The organism is Xanthobacter agilis (assembly GCF_021730435.1).
GTDB lineage: Bacteria > Pseudomonadota > Alphaproteobacteria > Rhizobiales > Xanthobacteraceae > Xanthobacter > Xanthobacter agilis.
The window spans coordinates 91871-107597 of record NZ_JABWGX010000003.1; the positions used below are offsets into that span (position 1 = coordinate 91871).

The 15727-nt window shown below is 69.4% G+C and carries 17 protein-coding genes; 12 read left to right on the forward strand and 5 right to left on the reverse strand.

The genetic code is table 11. The features are described 5' to 3' along the window. Positions 1-98 precede the first annotated feature (98 nt). Together metX and metW are read left to right on the forward strand one after the other, a co-directional pair. A complete protein-coding gene (gene metX, locus HUW53_RS02765) occupies positions 99-1331 on the forward strand; it encodes a homoserine O-acetyltransferase MetX (protein WP_237344211.1) in 1233 nt (410 codons plus the stop codon). Between the two features lie 2 nt (positions 1332-1333). Beyond that, the gene (gene metW / locus HUW53_RS02770) at positions 1334-1987 is read left to right on the forward strand and encodes a methionine biosynthesis protein MetW (protein ID WP_237344212.1); all 654 of its coding nucleotides are present in this window, start codon (positions 1334-1336) and stop codon (positions 1985-1987) included. A gap of 19 nt (positions 1988-2006) precedes the next feature. Here the strand turns inward: metW and HUW53_RS02775 are convergent, their stop codons facing one another. After that, positions 2007-2738 carry a class I SAM-dependent methyltransferase gene (locus HUW53_RS02775; protein WP_237344339.1) on the reverse strand — a complete coding sequence of 244 codons (732 nt, stop codon included), beginning with the start codon at positions 2736-2738 and terminating at the stop codon, positions 2007-2009. 252 nt (positions 2739-2990) lie between these two features. On the opposite strand from HUW53_RS02775, the gene gloB reads away from it, so the two are divergent. Further along, positions 2991-3764 carry a hydroxyacylglutathione hydrolase gene (gloB, locus tag HUW53_RS02780; RefSeq protein ID WP_237344213.1) on the forward strand — a complete coding sequence of 258 codons (774 nt, stop codon included), beginning with the start codon at positions 2991-2993 and terminating at the stop codon, positions 3762-3764. 3 nt (positions 3765-3767) lie between these two features. Continuing rightward, entirely contained in the window at positions 3768-4232 is a 465-nt protein-coding gene (locus HUW53_RS02785) for a cupin domain-containing protein (RefSeq protein ID WP_237344214.1), read from the forward strand. A 111-nt stretch (positions 4233-4343) separates the two neighbouring features. On the opposite strand, the gene HUW53_RS02790 is transcribed toward HUW53_RS02785, so the two are convergent. The 3 genes from HUW53_RS02790 to HUW53_RS02800 form a co-directional block, all read right to left on the reverse strand. Then, positions 4344-4940: a sigma-70 family RNA polymerase sigma factor gene (locus HUW53_RS02790; protein ID WP_370877768.1), complete on the reverse strand. Its 597-nt coding sequence runs from the start codon at positions 4938-4940 to the stop codon at positions 4344-4346. 288 nt (positions 4941-5228) lie between these two features. After that, positions 5229-5510: a con-10 family general stress protein gene (locus tag HUW53_RS02795; RefSeq protein ID WP_237344216.1), complete on the reverse strand. Its 282-nt coding sequence runs from the start codon at positions 5508-5510 to the stop codon at positions 5229-5231. Positions 5511-5715: 205 nt separating this feature from the next. Next, positions 5716-7467 carry a sensor histidine kinase gene (locus HUW53_RS02800; protein ID WP_237344217.1) on the reverse strand — a complete coding sequence of 584 codons (1752 nt, stop codon included), beginning with the start codon at positions 7465-7467 and terminating at the stop codon, positions 5716-5718. A gap of 208 nt (positions 7468-7675) precedes the next feature. Between HUW53_RS02800 and HUW53_RS02805 the strand changes: the two genes are divergently transcribed. Beyond that, entirely contained in the window at positions 7676-8461 is a 786-nt protein-coding gene (locus HUW53_RS02805; RefSeq protein ID WP_237344218.1) for a response regulator, read from the forward strand. Between the two features lie 110 nt (positions 8462-8571). Next, positions 8572-8877: a hypothetical protein gene (locus tag HUW53_RS02810; protein WP_237344219.1), complete on the forward strand. Its 306-nt coding sequence runs from the start codon at positions 8572-8574 to the stop codon at positions 8875-8877. A 136-nt stretch (positions 8878-9013) separates the two neighbouring features. Here HUW53_RS02810 and HUW53_RS21935 read toward each other — a convergent pair whose 3' ends face one another. Then, complete coding sequence (locus HUW53_RS21935) at positions 9014-9469, reverse strand: response regulator (RefSeq protein ID WP_237344220.1); 456 nt, start codon at positions 9467-9469, stop codon at positions 9014-9016. 278 nt (positions 9470-9747) lie between these two features. On the opposite strand from HUW53_RS21935, the gene HUW53_RS02820 reads away from it, so the two are divergent. The 6 genes from HUW53_RS02820 to HUW53_RS02845 all read left to right on the forward strand — a co-directional run bounded on the left by HUW53_RS02820 (position 9748) and on the right by HUW53_RS02845 (position 15423). After that, a complete protein-coding gene (locus HUW53_RS02820) occupies positions 9748-10227 on the forward strand; it encodes a tellurite resistance TerB family protein (protein ID WP_237344221.1) in 480 nt (159 codons plus the stop codon). 259 nt (positions 10228-10486) lie between these two features. Continuing rightward, on the forward strand, positions 10487-11230 hold the full coding sequence (locus tag HUW53_RS02825) for a glutamine amidotransferase (protein ID WP_272903743.1): 744 nt from the start codon (positions 10487-10489) through the stop codon (positions 11228-11230). 540 nt (positions 11231-11770) lie between these two features. After that, complete coding sequence (locus HUW53_RS02830; protein ID WP_237344222.1) at positions 11771-12688, forward strand: sugar phosphate isomerase/epimerase family protein; 918 nt, start codon at positions 11771-11773, stop codon at positions 12686-12688. 126 nt (positions 12689-12814) lie between these two features. Further along, on the forward strand, positions 12815-14485 hold the full coding sequence (locus tag HUW53_RS02835; RefSeq protein WP_237344223.1) for an FMN-binding glutamate synthase family protein: 1671 nt from the start codon (positions 12815-12817) through the stop codon (positions 14483-14485). A 213-nt stretch (positions 14486-14698) separates the two neighbouring features. Continuing rightward, positions 14699-15127 carry an Hsp20 family protein gene (locus HUW53_RS02840; RefSeq protein ID WP_237344224.1) on the forward strand — a complete coding sequence of 143 codons (429 nt, stop codon included), beginning with the start codon at positions 14699-14701 and terminating at the stop codon, positions 15125-15127. A 41-nt stretch (positions 15128-15168) separates the two neighbouring features. After that, positions 15169-15423 carry a BQ00720 family protein gene (locus HUW53_RS02845; protein WP_237344225.1) on the forward strand — a complete coding sequence of 85 codons (255 nt, stop codon included), beginning with the start codon at positions 15169-15171 and terminating at the stop codon, positions 15421-15423. The last annotated feature ends 304 nt before the right edge of the window (positions 15424-15727 follow it).

Below are 15727 nucleotides of genomic sequence, written 5' to 3' on the forward strand. Positions count from 1 at the left end.
TTGGGAATTGCGGCGTCTTTCGTTGCCACCGGTCGCCTGACCGGCGCCCTTGACAGCGGCCCTTGACAGCCGCCCTTGGGCGTCGCTTGGTTCCGTTCATGACATCGTTCGTCCCCCCGGATGCCTCCGCCCCGAAGGCTGATGCCGAGGCAGAAGACGCCGTCGAAACCCGTGCCCGGCAGGAGGCGGACGATCCGCATTCGCCGGTGGCGCGCTTCGGCCCGTCGCAGCCCCTGCGGCTTGATGCCGGCGTGCTGCTGCCGCATCTGCAGATCGGCTACCAGACCTATGGCGAGCTCAACGCGGCCCGCACCAATGCGGTGCTGGTGTGCCATGCGCTCACCGGCGACCAGCACGCGGCCAATCTCAATCCGGTGACCGGCAAGCCCGGCTGGTGGGAGACCCTGGTGGGGCCGGGCAAGCCCATCGACACCGAGCGTTTCCACGTCATCTGCGCCAATGTGCTCGGCGGCTGCATGGGCACCACCGGGCCCTCTTCCACCAATCCCGCCACCGGCCGGCCCTACGGGCTCGACATGCCGCTCGTCACCATCCGCGACATGGTGAACGCCCAGGCCATGCTGCTCGATCACCTGGGCATCGACAAGCTCCTGTGCGTGGCCGGCGGCTCCATGGGCGGCATGCAGGTGCTGCAATGGGCGGCGAGCTATCCCGAGCGGGTGTTCTCGGCCCTGCCGATCGCCACCGCGGCGCGCCATTCGGCGCAGAACATCGCCTTCCACGAGGTCGGCCGGCAGGCGGTGATGGCCGATCCGGACTGGCGTGGCGGCCGCTATCTGGCGGAAGGCGTGATGCCGTATCGCGGCCTTGCGGTGGCGCGCATGGCCGCGCATATCACCTACATGTCCGACCAGGCCCTGCATCGCAAGTTCGGCCGGCGCCTTCAGGACCGGGCCACGCCCACCTTCGGCTTCGACGCCGACTTCCAGGTGGAAAGCTACCTGCGGCACCAGGGCGAGGCGTTCGTGCAGCGGTTCGACGCCAATTCCTATCTCTATGTCACGCGGGCCATGGATTATTTCGACCTCGCGGCCGATTACGACGGGGTTCTGGCCCATGCCTTCAAGGGCTCGAAGACCCGATTCTGCCTTGTTTCCTTCACCTCCGACTGGCTGTTCCCGACCGAGGATTCGCGCACCATCGTCCATGCGCTGAACGCCTCCGGCGCCAATGTCTCGTTCGCGGAGATCGAGAGCGACAAGGGTCACGACGCCTTCCTGCTGGAAGAGCCGGAACTGTTTGCCATCGCCCACGGCTTCCTCGACAGCGCGGCGCGCGCCTTCGGCCTGCCGCCGGCACGCGGGAGGTGAGGATGGCTTTGCGCGAACCCGTGCTGGACGAAGGGGCGGTGAGGACGGAGGGCGGGCGCGTCGACCTCGTGGTGGTGGCGGAGATGGTGAAGCCCGGCTCGCGGGTCCTCGACGTGGGGGCGGGCGATGGCGAATTGCTGGAGCTGCTCGCCACCACGCGCGGCTGTGATGCCCGTGGCATCGAGCTGTCCCGCGAGGGCGTCAACGCGGGGGTGGCGCGCGGGCTCGCCATCATCCAGGGCGACGCGGACGTGGATCTTGCCCATTATCCCGACGATGCCTTCGATTATGTCATTCTGTCCCAGACCCTCCAGGCCACGCGGCGGCCGCGCTGGGTGCTGGAGCAGATGTTGCGCATCGGCCGGCGAGCCATCGTCTCCTTCCCCAATTTCGGCCATTGGCGGTCGCGGCTTGACCTGCTGGTCAACGGCCGCATGCCGGTGACGGACAACATGCCGTTCGCCTGGTACGAGACGCCCAACATCCACTTCTGCACCATCCGCGACTTCGTGGCCCTGGCGGAGGAACTGGACGCGAAGATGGAGAAGGCGGTGGCGCTCAATTCCGCCGGCCACCGGGTGCGCGTCGACATGCCGTGGTGGGTGTGGAACCTGATGGGCGAGCAGGCGGTGTTCCGCCTCACCCGCAAGGCGTAGCCCGGCGGCGGAGCGAGGGTCAGACCGCCGGCATCCGCCCCAATGCCGGCCCCAGCGCCGGTTCCAGCACCGGCGCGAGGCGGGTGCGGCGCACCGTCACCGGGCGATAGAGCTGCTTGGTCGCCTCCACCACCAGCACCCCGGAGAACGGCAGCGACAGCCGCGCGCCGATGCGCTCGAACGCGACCGCGGTGCGCTGGAACCAGGGGCTCGGCGGGGCGTAGAGGGCCTCGCTCCAGCCCACCGGGGTGAACAGCGCCTCCCGCAGCAGGCCCACCACCTGCCCGCGCGAGAACGGACGACCGTTGCCGAACGGCGTGGTGTCGAGCCGCGCCCATACGCCGCGCCGGTTCGGCACCACTGCCAGCAGCCGGCCGCCGGGCGCCAGCACCCGCCACACCTCGCGCAGCATTTCGGCGGGATTGGATGTCATCTCGAGGGCGTGCACCGCCAGCACCCGGTCCATGCTGGCGGTGGGCAGGGGCAGCGAGGTCTCATCGGCAAGGGTGGCGAGGGTCGGTCCGGTGGAGGGCCAGCGCACCACGCCCTGGGCAGCCGGCATTACGGCGATGCAGCGCTCGGCCTCCTCGCGGAACACGCCGAGATAGGGCGTGGCGTAGCCCAGGCCGAGCACCGCGAGGCCGGTGAGGTCGTCGAAGCGGACACGGATGGCGCGCCCCAGGAGCCGCCGCGTCATGACGCCGAGGGGCTGGGCGTAGAAATTGCGGAGGTCCACCACGTCGACATTCATGCCGCCGCTGATGATCCCCTGACTGCCGAGATCCCACATGCTGTCGATTCCAGGTCCCCGCGGCACGCGATTTCCGCCGGAGTGCGCCCGCGCCGGGTGAGTGGAGCACGATCGCACCTTTCTCGCCGCGCATGAATAGACCATCGGCACCGCAGGGTCGCCTGGGATCTGGTGCTGCGGCATGAAAGCGGGGAGGCGGGGGCGCGCGGGCTCTGCTATGGTGGCGTTCCCATCGCACCGAAGGAGCCGTCCGTGCCGGCCGAGATCCGTCTCGTTCCCTGCCTGTCCGACAATTATGCCGTGCTCGTGCATGACCCCGCCACCGATGCCACCGCCGTGGTGGATGCTCCGGATGCCGCGGCCATCATCGCCGCGGCGGACGCGGCGGGCTGGACCCTCACCCAGGTGCTGGTCACCCATCACCACGCCGACCATGTGCAGGGGATTCCCGCCTTGAAGGCCCGCTACGGCGTCACCGTGGTGGGACCGCGCAAGGAAGCCGACGCCATCCCCGGCCTCGACGCGGTGGTGGAGGACGGCGATCCGGTCGCGGTCGGGGGGCTGGTGGGGCGGGTGCTGGAGACGCCGGGCCACACCCTGGGCCATGTGGTCTATCTGTTCGAGGACGAGCGGCTGCTGTTCTCGGGCGACACCTTGTTCTCGCTCGGCTGCGGCCGCGCCTTCGAGTGCGAGCCGGCGGTGTTGTGGCATTCCCTGCTGCGCCTGCGGGCCCTGCCGGCGGACCTCTCGATCTATTGCGGGCATGAATACACCGCCGCCAACGCCCGTTTCGCCGTGTCGGTGGACCCGGACAATCGGGACCTGCGCGCGTTTGCGGCGCGGGTGGAGGAAGCGCGCGCGGCGGGCCAGCCCACCGTGCCCTCGCTGCTCGCCGACGAGATGGCGGCCAATCCCTTCCTGCGGGCGGATGATCCGGAGCTCGCCGCCCGGCTCGGCCTCGCCGGCGCGGAGCCGGCGGCCGTGTTCACGGAGCTGCGGGCGCGCAAGAACGATTTCCGGGGGTGAAGGGTGGATCCTCAAAGTGCGCCCGACCCCGTCTCCGCCCTCGATCCGCGCCTGTCCGCGGCCGAGGTGATCGCCGTGCTCGGCCTCCAGCCGCACCCGGAGGGTGGGCATTTCCGCGAGACGTTCCGCGATGTGGCGCCGGACGGCGGGCGCGGCGCCTCCACCGCCATCTACTTCCTGCTCGCGGCCGGCGAGCGGTCCCACTGGCACCGGGTGGATGCGGTGGAGATCTGGCATTGGCACGCGGGGGCGCCGCTCCTCCTGTCGGTGGCCCATGGCGCCACCCGCAGCGCGCTGGTGCTGGGACCGAAGCTGCATCTGGGGGAGCGGCCACAGGGGGTGGTGCCCGCCTTCGCGTGGCAGGCGGCGGAAAGCCGTGGCGCCTGGACCCTGGTGGGCTGCACCGTGGCGCCCGCCTTCGAGTTCGCCGGTTTCGAGCTGGCGCCGCCCGGCTGGGCGCCCGATTGACGATCGGCGCCGCGGCGGCCTCAACGTCCCCGCGTCTTTCGTTCCTGTGCCTTCACGCGCCCTGTGTCCTTGGCCTTCGGTGCGCGAGCGCGGCGTGCCGGCCGGCGCGGCTCAGCCGTCGCCGCGGCCGCTGTCGTTGCGCCCGCCATGGGCGGTCGAGAGGGCGATGGCGTCCGCCTCCACCACATCGGCGGTCGCCTCGGCGCCCATCAGGACCAGGAGCTTGGTGCGGGCGCGGTTGACCCGGCTCTTGATGGTGCCCAGCGCGCAGCCGCACACCTCGGCGGCTTCCTCGTAGGAGAGGCCGGCGGCGCCCACCAGCACCAGCGCCTCGCGCTGGTCGTCGGGCAGATGGGTCAGGGCTTCCTGGAGGGATTTCAGGGTCATGGACCATTCCTGGCTCGGACCCACGTTGCTGTCCTGGTGCGCCAGCACCGACAGGCCCTCGGTCTCGCGCCGACGCTTGCGCATGTCGGTGTAGTAGGTGTTGCGTAGGATGGTGAACAGCCAGGCCCGGAGGTTGGTGCCGGGATCGAAGCGATCGACATTGGCGAGCGCCTTCAGCAGCGTCTCCTGCACCAGATCGTCGGCTTCGGTGCGGTTGCGGGTGAGCGAGCGCGCGAATGCGCGCAGCGCCGGCAGGAACTCAAGCACCTGCGTGCGCAGGGGCGGCTCGCTGTCCGGGCCGGTCGCGGGCGGGCGGGGCATCACATCCATGGCGAACCCTCGCGTGCGACGACATCGGCCGCGCCGGTGCCCCACGCCGGGCGGATCATGGGCACGTCGCACCCGCGTCCGACCGCGCCACGACGGAGGAGACGGCTGGCGGGCCACCGCGCGTCGCGCCGGTCGCCCCGGATCGGGGCGCGCGTCCGTCTCAGTACAGGACAGCGCCGACCACGCGGGAAAGCAAGCCCCATCCGCCCGCTCGCTCTCATGTTCCGGCGATGTCCGCCGCCTCCGGGCACGCAGATCCGCACAGAACCCGTTCCCGGCTCAGGCCCCACGGCCGCCGGAGCCCTGCCCACTGCTTTTCTGTCCGCCCTTCTGCCCGGCCTGGGAGGCGAGGGTCCGGTTGCGGGAGAAGCTGCGCTGGTCGTCGGACACGCTTTGTCCGCCCTTGCGGCCGGCGGCGGCGGCCAATGCCCGGTTCTGGGAGAAGCTGCGCTTCTCGGCTGGCACGCTTTCGCCGCCCTTGCGGGCGATGGCGCGCTGCTTTTCCGTGTCCATGGCCGCAAAGCCGCGGTGGGAACGGCTCTTCGGTTGAACCTTTTCCATGACTGCTGCTCCTGGTCCCTAGCATTCCATACCAACGGTCCCGGTGCTCACCGGTCCGGATCGGACGTCGCTCAGGCGCCATCTGGCGCAAGGAAAGCCGCCACCGCCGCGCGGCTTTGCTGCCACGACCGCGCCCGGCCATCCGGCTCCAGAAGCATGAACGTTGCAGAACGGCGGAGGTTCCCTGCAAGTTGCACGGGATCGTTCAGGGGCGGCAGGGAAAGTCGCCGGAGACCACCGTGCGCCCGCTGTCCGCGCCGTGGCTGAGGGTGCCGCCGAGCTGCCCGGCGAAGCCCTGGGCGAGATCGCCGGCCCCGGATCGGGCCGGTTGCAGCCCGGCGGCGCCGACGCGGAGAAACAGGCGCCCCTCGGTAACGACCCCCGCAAGGGTGAGCGCCGTCGCCCGCCCCATCGGCGCCTCGTCTTGACCGCCCGCGGCGAGATCGAGCACGATTTCCACCACCATCAGCGCCAGCGGCACCGCCATGTCCATGGGCAGGGGGGCATCCTCGGCCTCCACGGAGATCCGCACCGGGCGCTCGCAGGCGCACTCCAGCAACCCGGCCAGCTCGCTCAGAAGCTCACTCAGCCGCACCTGGGAACCCTCCGCCGCCTCGTAGAGGATGCGATGCACCAGCGCGAGGGTGTTGACGCGGGTGCGCAACTGGTCGAACCGCCGCCGGTCCTCGCCCCGCACCCCCGAGCCGTAAAGGCTGATGAGGCTGACCACGATCTGCAGGCTGTTCTTGATGCGGTGGTGGATCTCCCGCACCAGGGCCGACTTCTCCGCCAGTCCCTGCCGCAGCTTGGCGTCGCGCTCGCGCACCGCGAGCGCCATGTTTTCCACCGCATGCCCGAGGGCGCGGAACTCGCTGGGGGCGGCATCGATGCGGGTCGGCCGGAAGCCGTAATGGCCCTGCGCATAGACCGCCGTGACCCGCCGCAGATAGAGCAGCCATTGCAGCACGATGCGGTCCACCGCCAGCCACAGCCCCACCAGCGAGACCACCACGATCAGCGTCGGCAGGGCGAAGCTCGCCGCCACCGTGAGGACGGTCCAGCGGAACAGGCGGTCGGTGGGCAGCGCGAAGGCCGCCACCAGATCGTCGCGGCCGAGGGGGGCGGTGGCGAAGGTGAAGCCGCGACCGACCGCGTCCTGCGCCTCCCGCAGCGCAGGCGGCCGCCCGGCCTGCGGCGGCGCCATGGTCTGGCCGGCGAACAGCACGGCGGACAGGGGCCGTGCATTGGACAGCAATTCCTCGCCCGAGGCCGAGAACAAGCTGACCACGCCCTGGTTGGCCGGCGTTTCGCGCCGCAGCAGCCCCTCCAGCCAGGCGACGTCAATGGACAGGGTCACGGCTCCAGTGAAGCGCCCGTCCGGCTCCCGAAGCGGCAGCACCCCCACCAGCACCTCGGTCCGCGCCGCCCGGCTGAAGACGCGGTTCGACAGCACAAAGCTGTTCCCGCGCCGGGTCTGCTGCCACCAGCTCTCGCCCGCGACATTGCGTGCGCTCAGGGGCAGGGCGGAGCAGACCAGGGTGCCGTTCGCATTCAGCACGGAAATGTTGCTGGCGAAGGGCAGGCTCAGCACCGCGCCGTGCAGGATCGCCGGGCAGGAGGGGCCGCCCTCCCGCACGTCGGCCACGTTCTGCAGCGCCCGCAGCACGTTTTCCGCCGAGGCGAACGCCTTTTCGAGGGTGGAGGCATCGGCCTGCGCATGCTGCAGGAGCCGCTGGCGCGCCTCCTGCTGCGCCGCCGCAAGCTGCAGGGCGCCCTGGATGAAGTTGAGCCCGGCGATGGGAGCGAGGGCGAACAGGACCATCACGATCAGCCGCCGGCGGACACTGTCCAGGAGGCCGCGCGGATGGCCGGCGGCCGCCGCGAAGATGGCGCTGCGCTCCTTGTGGCGCGCACGCGCCGCTTCCGCCTTCACCCAATCCATCGACAGCTCCGACAAGACCCGCCATCGTCGCGGCGACGACGCCGGTGAAGGCCAGCTTCATGCCCTTTATAATGCAAGGCGTTGCCGGGCGGTTCCGGGCGGCCTGGAACTTTCCGGCCAAGGTGGCGTTTGGAACCTGTTCCCTTTTTCGCCGGGTTCCGGGTGCAGGGTCGCGACCGGAACCCGCATTCGGGGACACCCGATCGCCAACAAGGGGTCGCGCATGGCGCACGCTTCGATCGTCAAGCAGCTTCCAGCGCTCCGGCGCTATGCGCGCGCGCTCCTGGGCTCCCAGCCGGCGGGCGATGGTGCGGTGCGGGAGACCCTTCAGGCGCTCATCGACGGCAAGGTGGCGCTCGACGGCGGCATCTCCTCCCGGGTCGCTCTCTATCGCGCCTTCCATCGGGTGTGGAACCGCAAGGTTCCCGGCGGCCCGCCGGACCTCAACGCAGACCTGCGCCTCCAGGCCATGGACCTGTCGTCGCGGGTAGCGTTCCTGCTCACCGCCATGGAGGGCTTTTCCTATACCGAGGCGGCGAGCATCCTCGCCGTGCGCATCGACGAGGTGGAAGCCCAGGTGATCGCGGCCCAGCGCGACATCGACCGGCAGACCGCCACCCGGGTTCTCATCATCGAGGACGAATGGGTGATCGCCCTTGATCTCCGCAGCCTGGTGAACGAGCTGGGGCACGAGGTGGTGGGCGTGGCGCCGACCCATTCCAAGGCGGTGGAGCTGGCGGAGGCCGGCGATTTCGGCTTGGTGCTGGCCGACATCCAGCTCGCCGACGGCTCGTCCGGGGTGGAGGCGGTGCACGACATCCTCGGCACCTACAATGTGCCGGTGATCTTCATCACCGCCTTTCCCGACCGGCTGCTCACCGGCGAGCGGCCGGAGCCCACCTATCTCATCACCAAACCATTCCTGTCGGAGACGGTGAAGGCCACCATCGCCCAGGCCCTGTTCTTCCATGAAGCGAAGCGCGCGCCGTCCGCGGTCCGCATCGCCTGAGAGAGACCATTCCCATCCCGATGCGGGTCCGGCGGTCGCTTCGCGCCCTTGCGGCGGCGGACCGTTCCGGCGCATCCTTCCCATCGCCCCGCACCCACAGGAGCCGTAGCATGGTCGAGAAGTCCACCGCCGCGAAGGTCGAAGAGGCCGCCGAACCCAACCTCGCCGACGTGCGGCAGGATCTGGAGCGGCTGCGGGCCGAGATCGCCCGCCTGCTTGATGCCGCCGGCCAGGGCGCCAAGGATCTGGCCGACGAGGCCGTCACCGCCGCCGAGGTCAAGGTCGAGAGCGCCGGCGTGTGGGCCGAGGGGCGGTGTGAAACCGTCCGCGAGACCATCCGCGCTCGGCCGCTCGCGGCCTGCGCCCTGGCCGCCGGCCTGGGTCTGGTCCTGGGTCAGGTGCTGCTGCGCCGCTGAGCGCTCTCCGCTTGCGCGCCGCCCATGGATGGCGGTGCCTTGGCGGTGTCCTGGCGGTGTCCTGGGGTGACCTGGCCGGAACGTCAAAGACAGGCCAGGCGGGCCGCTCGTGGTCCGGTGTGACGCAGCGCCGGACTCACTCTTCCGGCAGGTCGATGCCGAAGCGTTGAAAGGTCGTGCGCAGGGTGCTCCCGTCATAGGGCTTGCGGATGACCGCCACGCCGTCGACGCGGGCAAACTCCGCCTCGATCTCCTCGGTGGCGTAGCCGGTGGCGATGACGATGGGCAGCGCCGGAAGAAGCCGGCGCAGGGCGCGCACCACATCGCCGCCGTCCATGTCCGGCAGGCCCATGTCGACCAGGGCCAGCACCAGGGCGTCGGGGGCCGCCGCAAGGGACCCTTCCAGCGGAGCACTGCCCGCCCATGTCGCGCCCGGCCGGCTTCTCTCCACCTGCTCCAGGGCCGCCCGGCCGTGGGTGGCCACGACCACCGCGAAGCCGTGGTCTTCCAGCACCTGCTGGACCAGGAGGGCCACGAAGGGTTCGTCCTCCACCAGGAGGATGGTGCCGCGGCCGGCTGGCTGATCGCGCACTGGATGCCCTCCTGTTCCGCGGGGGCCTGTGCGGCCCGGCGCGGTTCGGATCGATTCCCCTCCCCATCATGGCACATTGCCGAGCGGGCCGCAGGCGCGCGGGCGGGTTGCCGACCTTGCGCCGGGGCGTGCATCATGGCACCTGCGCGGGCGGCGCCCCGTGCGCCCTGGGTGCTTGCGCTCCGGCGCCGGGCGCCCATCTGTCGTTCATGTTCCGCCCACCGGTGGCATCGGCGCTTTTGACGCCGGAGCCGCTTCGAGCCGCAGGATGCCTTCGTATGTTTCGCAGCCTCTCCGATTTCATCATGGACATCGCCGGTGGCCAGCGGGAGGCGACCGCGTTCGGTGCCGATGACTACCGTCTCGCTGCCGCCGCACTCCTCGTGCATGTCATCACCATCGACGGCGTGGTGACGCAATCGGAACGCTCCATGCTGAAGCATGTCCTGGAGCAGCGGTTTTCCCTGGCCGGGGCGGAAAGTGATAAGCTGGTCGAATTGGCCATTGCCAAGGATGCCGAAGCCGTTGATCTTTATGCTTTCACCAGCGTGCTGAACCGGGCTCTGGACGACGCGGGTCGCCGGCGCATCGTGGAGATGATGTTCCAGGTGGCCTTCGCTGACGGCACCCTCACCGAGTTCGAGGACAATCTCGTCTGGCGCGCGGCGGAGCTGCTCAATGTGGATACGCGCGATCGGGTGGAGATCCGTCGCGAGATCCGTGAGGAGGCGGAAACTGGCGGTGAGCGACAAGACTAGCGCGCTTTGGGTCGAAGGCGAAACACCTGCAAGCGCCGGGTGCGGGCGGGATGCGCCTGCCGGGGACGGGCATGGGCGCGCGCCCGATGCCCCTGATGGGGGTGCCGTCCGGGCGGGTGACGCCGGTGGTGGCGCGCGGACGCCGCAGGGCGAGCCCGACGAAGCGGGATTCGCGGCGGAAGGAGCCGCGGAATGGCCGGTGGCGCCGCTTCTGAATGAAGAGGCCCTCCAATCCGGCGCCGTGTCCGCTCCGTGCGTCCTGTCTCAGGTGCCGGGCCGGGACACGGCGGACAGCACCGACATTCTGATCGTGGTGCATCAGGCGCACTCGACGCCAGGGCGCATCGGCGAGCGCCTGGAGCGGCGGGGCTACCGGCTCGACGTGCGCCGGCCGGCGCTGGGGGATCCCTTGCCCGACGCCCTCTCGTCTTATGCGGGGGCGGTGGTGTTCGGCGGGCCCATGAGCGTCAATGACGACCTGCCGTTCATCCGTGCCGAGATCGATTTCATCGATCGGGCCCTGAAGGCGCAGACGCCGCTGCTTGGCATCTGCCTGGGCGGGCAGATGATGGCCAAGGCGCTCGGCGCGCGGGTGTCGCCCCATCGGGAGGGGACGTGCGAGATCGGCTATTATCCGCTCGCGGCCACCGATACCGGCGCCGCGCTGCTGCCTTGGCCAAGCCATGTGTACCATTGGCATTCCGAGGGCTTCGAGCTGCCCCGCGGCGCGGACCTGCTGGCCACGGGGGAGGTGTTTCCCAACCAGGCCTTTCGTTATGGCGCGTCCGCTTATGCCCTCCAGTTTCACCCGGAGGTGACGCGGGAGATGATGTGCCTGTGGACGGTCCGCGGCGCCCATAACCTCACCAAGCGCGGCGCCCAGCCCGGTGAGGCCCACCTGCAAGGGTGGGGACGCTACGACGCCGCCGTGTGCCGCTGGCTCGATGGCTTCCTCGACATGTGGCTCGCCGCCGAGCGCGGACCCGGTCGGCAAGACGGCTGAGACCGGCGCCGCCCCGCGACTTGGGGCGGCGATTTTCACGAGCAAGCGGGAACCGGCACAGCGCGCCCGCGCGGCCGTCAGGCTGCCTTGCATTTTGCAATATGCGGATGGAGATATTGCAAAACGAGAAATTTGATCGCATTCTGCAATTCCGGTTCAGTCTGTAGATCCATATTTAGTGGCCAATCCCATATGTATCGCTAAATCTGGGCCTTCGGCAGCTGGCCGGAGTCTTGCTAAGGAAGTGTTGGATCGATCGTCAGGTGTCAGCGTCATCGATCCGGATAAAGGGCGTTCGTCGACCCCCGGCGAACGCCCTCATTCTTTTTCGGCGCCCAAGCACGTTCAGAGCTCAAGCGCCTTCGGAGCCCAAGCGCGCCGCGACCGTGGCAATCCCCACCGGCACTCCCTCCCTTGCTTCCATCTCTTGCCCTTCATCTCGCCGCGTTCGTGCGCTCCTGTCCCGTGAAAGGCTCCCTTTGCGCGCCGGTGTCGCGGGCATCGGGAACCTTCGGAAAGCACGTGGAACAGGAGGCAGCATTGGACGCACAGGCAGTACGGCCGGCCATCCGGGGCATCGGCTATTCCATTCGCGCCACGTCACCTGATTTCGATGACCTCGGCCCGAAGCTGGACGAGGCGGAGCGGCTGGGGGTCGATTATGTGGAGCTGCCGATCTTCGCGTGGACCCTCATCATCGATGGCAAGGTTTTGCCCGAGCGCCTGGAGCGCCTGGTGGAGGCCACCGCCAACCGGCCGTTCGGCTATACGGTGCACGGGCCCTTGGCCGTGAACCTGATGGATCATCCGGCCCGCCAGCGCCATCACCTCGCCTATCTCGAGGCGGCCATCGATGTCGCCGGGGCCCTGGGGGCGGTGACGCTGGTGGTCCATGCCGGCTGCGTGCGCGAGGAGGCGGACGTGGACGCCGCCTATGTCCGCCAGCGCGCCGCCTTGGAAAAAGCCGGCGACCGCGCGGCGCGTCATGGCCTGACCCTGTGCGTGGAGAACATCTTCCGCTTCGAGCCCATGCGCGAGACCGCGCTGCCCTCGCGCCTCGCCGCTGAGATCGCCACCCTCGACCATCCCCATGTGCGTGCGACGCTGGATTTCAGCCACGCCTTCCTGCGCACCACCGACGCCGGCGTGGATTATTTCTCCGAGATCGCGGCGCTCGCCCCCTATGCCCGCCATCTGCATGTCCATGACAGCTTCGGCCGTCCGGCCACGAGCTGGGCCATCGATGACGGCGAGCGGGCGGGCCTGGGCGAGGGCGACCTGCATCTGCCCCTCGGCTGGGGCGGCATCGATTGGGAGCAGGTGGCGGCCCGCTGCCGGTTCGATGCCGGCGCAGTGGTGAATCTGGAGCTGAACCGGCGCTATTGGAGCGAGCTGCCCCGGCAGATCCCCGTCCTGCGCGCCCTCGCGGATCGCTTCGCGGCCGCGGCCACCGTTTGAGCCCCGCGCCGGGCTGGATGGCCGGGGGCGCGGCGAGCGGTGCAAGAGGCGCCCCTTTTTCATGGTGGCCCCTTTTTCATGAAGATGCTGTAGCTTGGCGTCAATCCAAACGGGAGGCCGCCACTCATGACGGGCAACACCACCGCGCGCTTCGGGCTGACGCCGGGCGCCAAGCGGCTGCTCAGCCGCTACAGCGTCTTCATCGCCGTCTGCCTCGGGGCGCTGATCTGCGTGATCTTGTCGTTCACGAGCCATCAGGCGTGGCTGATCGGCTTCTGCGTGCTGTTCCCGCTGGTGCTGCTCGGCGTGTTCGACATCATCCAGCCGAACCATTCGTTGCTGCGCAACTATCCCGTCATCGGCTCCATGCGCTGGCTGTTCGAGGCGATCCGCCCCTACCTGCGCCAATATCTGATGGAGGATGATCTTTCCGAGAAGCCCTACAACCGCGACGACCGCTCGCTGGTCTACGCCCGCTCCAAGAACGAGGAAGATCGCCAGCCCTTCGGTACTGAGCTCGACACCTACGCGGCCGAATACGAGTGGATGACCCACTCCCTCGCCCCCACCCCGGTGAGCCGCGAGCCGTTCCGGGTGACGGTGGGCGGGCCGGCCTGCACGCGGCCCTATTCGGCCTCGGTGCTCAACGTGTCGGCCATGAGCTTCGGTTCGCTCGGCGGCAATGCCATCGAAGCGCTCAATCTCGGCGCCAAGCGGGGCGGCTTCTATCACGATACGGGGGAGGGGAGCCTTTCCAAATACCATCGCATCCATGGTGGCGACGTGGTGTGGGAGATCGCGTCCGGCTATTTCGGCTGCCGCAACCCGGATGGCACCTTCTCGGCGGAGCGGTTCCGCGAGCGGGCGGCCGACGACCAGGTGAAGATGATCGAGGTCAAGCTGTCCCAGGGCGCTAAGCCGGGCCATGGCGGCATGCTGCCCGGCGCCAAGGTGACGCCCGAGATCGCCGAGGCGCGCGGCATCCCGGTGGGCCGGGACTGCATCTCGCCGGCCCGCCATTCGGCCTTCTCCACGCCGGTCGAGATGATGGAGTTCGTAGGTCGCCTGCGCGAATTGTCCGGCGGCAAGCCGGTGGGGCTCAAGCTGTGCGTCGGCCATCCCACCGAGGTGTTCGCCATGGCCAAGGCCATGCTGAAGACCGGCATCCGGCCCGACTTCATCGTCGTGGACGGGTCGGAAGGGGGCACCGGCGCCGCGCCCCACGAGCTGGCCGACCATGTGGGGATGCCCCTGCGCGAGGGGCTCATCATCGTGCGCAACGCGCTGGTGGGCACCGGCCTCAGGCCCGAGGTGAGGCTCGCCGCGTCGGGCAAGGTCACCTCCGGCTTCTCCATGGCGGCCAACATGGCGATCGGCGCCGACTGGTGCAACGCCGCGCGCGCCTTCATGTTCTCGCTCGGCTGCGTGATGAGCATGCGCTGCCATACCGGCCAGTGCCCCACCGGCGTCACCACCTCCGATCCCCACCTCCAGCGGGGCCTGGTGGTGGCCGAGAAGGCGGAGCGGGTGCAGAATTTCCAGCACCATACGGTCGCGGCCCTGGCGGAATTGGTGGCGGCGGCGGGGCTTACTCATCCCAGCGAGCTGCTGCCGCACCACATCTGGCATCGGGTGAGCCCGATCGAGGTGAAGGCCCTCGATCGCATCTATCCTTTCCTGCCCGCCGAAATCCTGCTGGCGGCGCCGGACGAGACCCATTACGCGGCCGATTGGGCGGCGGCGGATCCCGACAGCTTCAGCCCCCGCCATGTGGTGGGGCCGCGCCGGGCCGCCTGATCCCCCGCGCGCAATGTGTCCGCGTGCCGCGGCGACGGGCCGGCTGGGTCCCCATGTCGGAGGCGCGCCGCCCGGTCTTGCGGGCGGGTCCCGCCCTTCCCATATGCGAAAACGTCGGGATGCCGCTGAGGGTCCCGGTGGGCGCGGCCGGATAGGTGCGCGTCCGGCACAAGCCAGATCGCTTGACCAAGTCGCTTGATGAGGACTTGAGGCATGTCGCGAGTATCTTCGTTGTCGAGCCCGTTTCTCCTGGGGTTCGACGAGGTCGAGCGGGTGCTCGATCGGGTGACCAAGGGGGCCGACGGATATCCTCCCTACAATGTGGAGAGGATTGAAGCGGCGGCGGGTGAACCGCTCTGCCTGCGCATCACGCTGGCGGTGGCGGGTTTCTCCGCGGACCAGCTCGAGATCACCCTCGACGAGAAGGAGCTGACCATCCGTGGCCGGCAGGTGGATGACGGGCAGAGCCGGGTCTTCCTGCATCGGGGCATCGCGGCCCGGCAGTTCCAGCGCACCTTTGTCCTTGCGGAAGGCATGAACGTGCTCGGCGCCGAGCTGCGCAACGGCCTGCTTTCCGTGGATCTCGTTCGCCCGGAGCCGGTGCGGCAGGTCAAGCGGATCGATATCGTCCCGCGGCCTTGAGGGCGTGGGCGGTGGCGCGCCAGAGTGAGGGAGTAATGAAGATGACTGAGAATTTGGCACACGAGATCACACCTGAAGCCCTGGCGGGCCTGGGCGGCGGCGAGATCGCTTATGTCCGGACCATCCGCTCTGAGGATGTGAAGGCCATGTTTCCGCAGGCGCCGCAGATCGCGCCGGGGATGACCCTGTTCACCCTGCATGCCGCGGACGGCACGCCCATCATGTTGACCGATAGCCGTGAAGCCGCGCTGGCCAATGCGATGGAACATGAGCTGGTGACGGTGAGCGTGCACTGAGGCGCCGGCGGGCTGAGCCCTCGCCCATCGGGAAGGCCGCGCCCCTTTTGGCGCGGCGGCCCCGCGGGGTTTTTGGAAAACGTGCTCGCGCGCCTTTTGCGGTGCCGGGTCATGCAAGGCATGGCGATGCCCCCTCGCATTGTCCCGCCGCGTCAGGCGGCAGCTTGAGCACAGGTGAGACGGCTGGCGATATCTTCCGGCGCTTTCGTCGGCGGCAGGAAGGCCCGGGCCTGATCGCGGAGCCGTGCGCGCTTGCGGGCAACAGCTGACGCGCGCGCCCTGGCGCTCGCGACGTGGCCCGCCG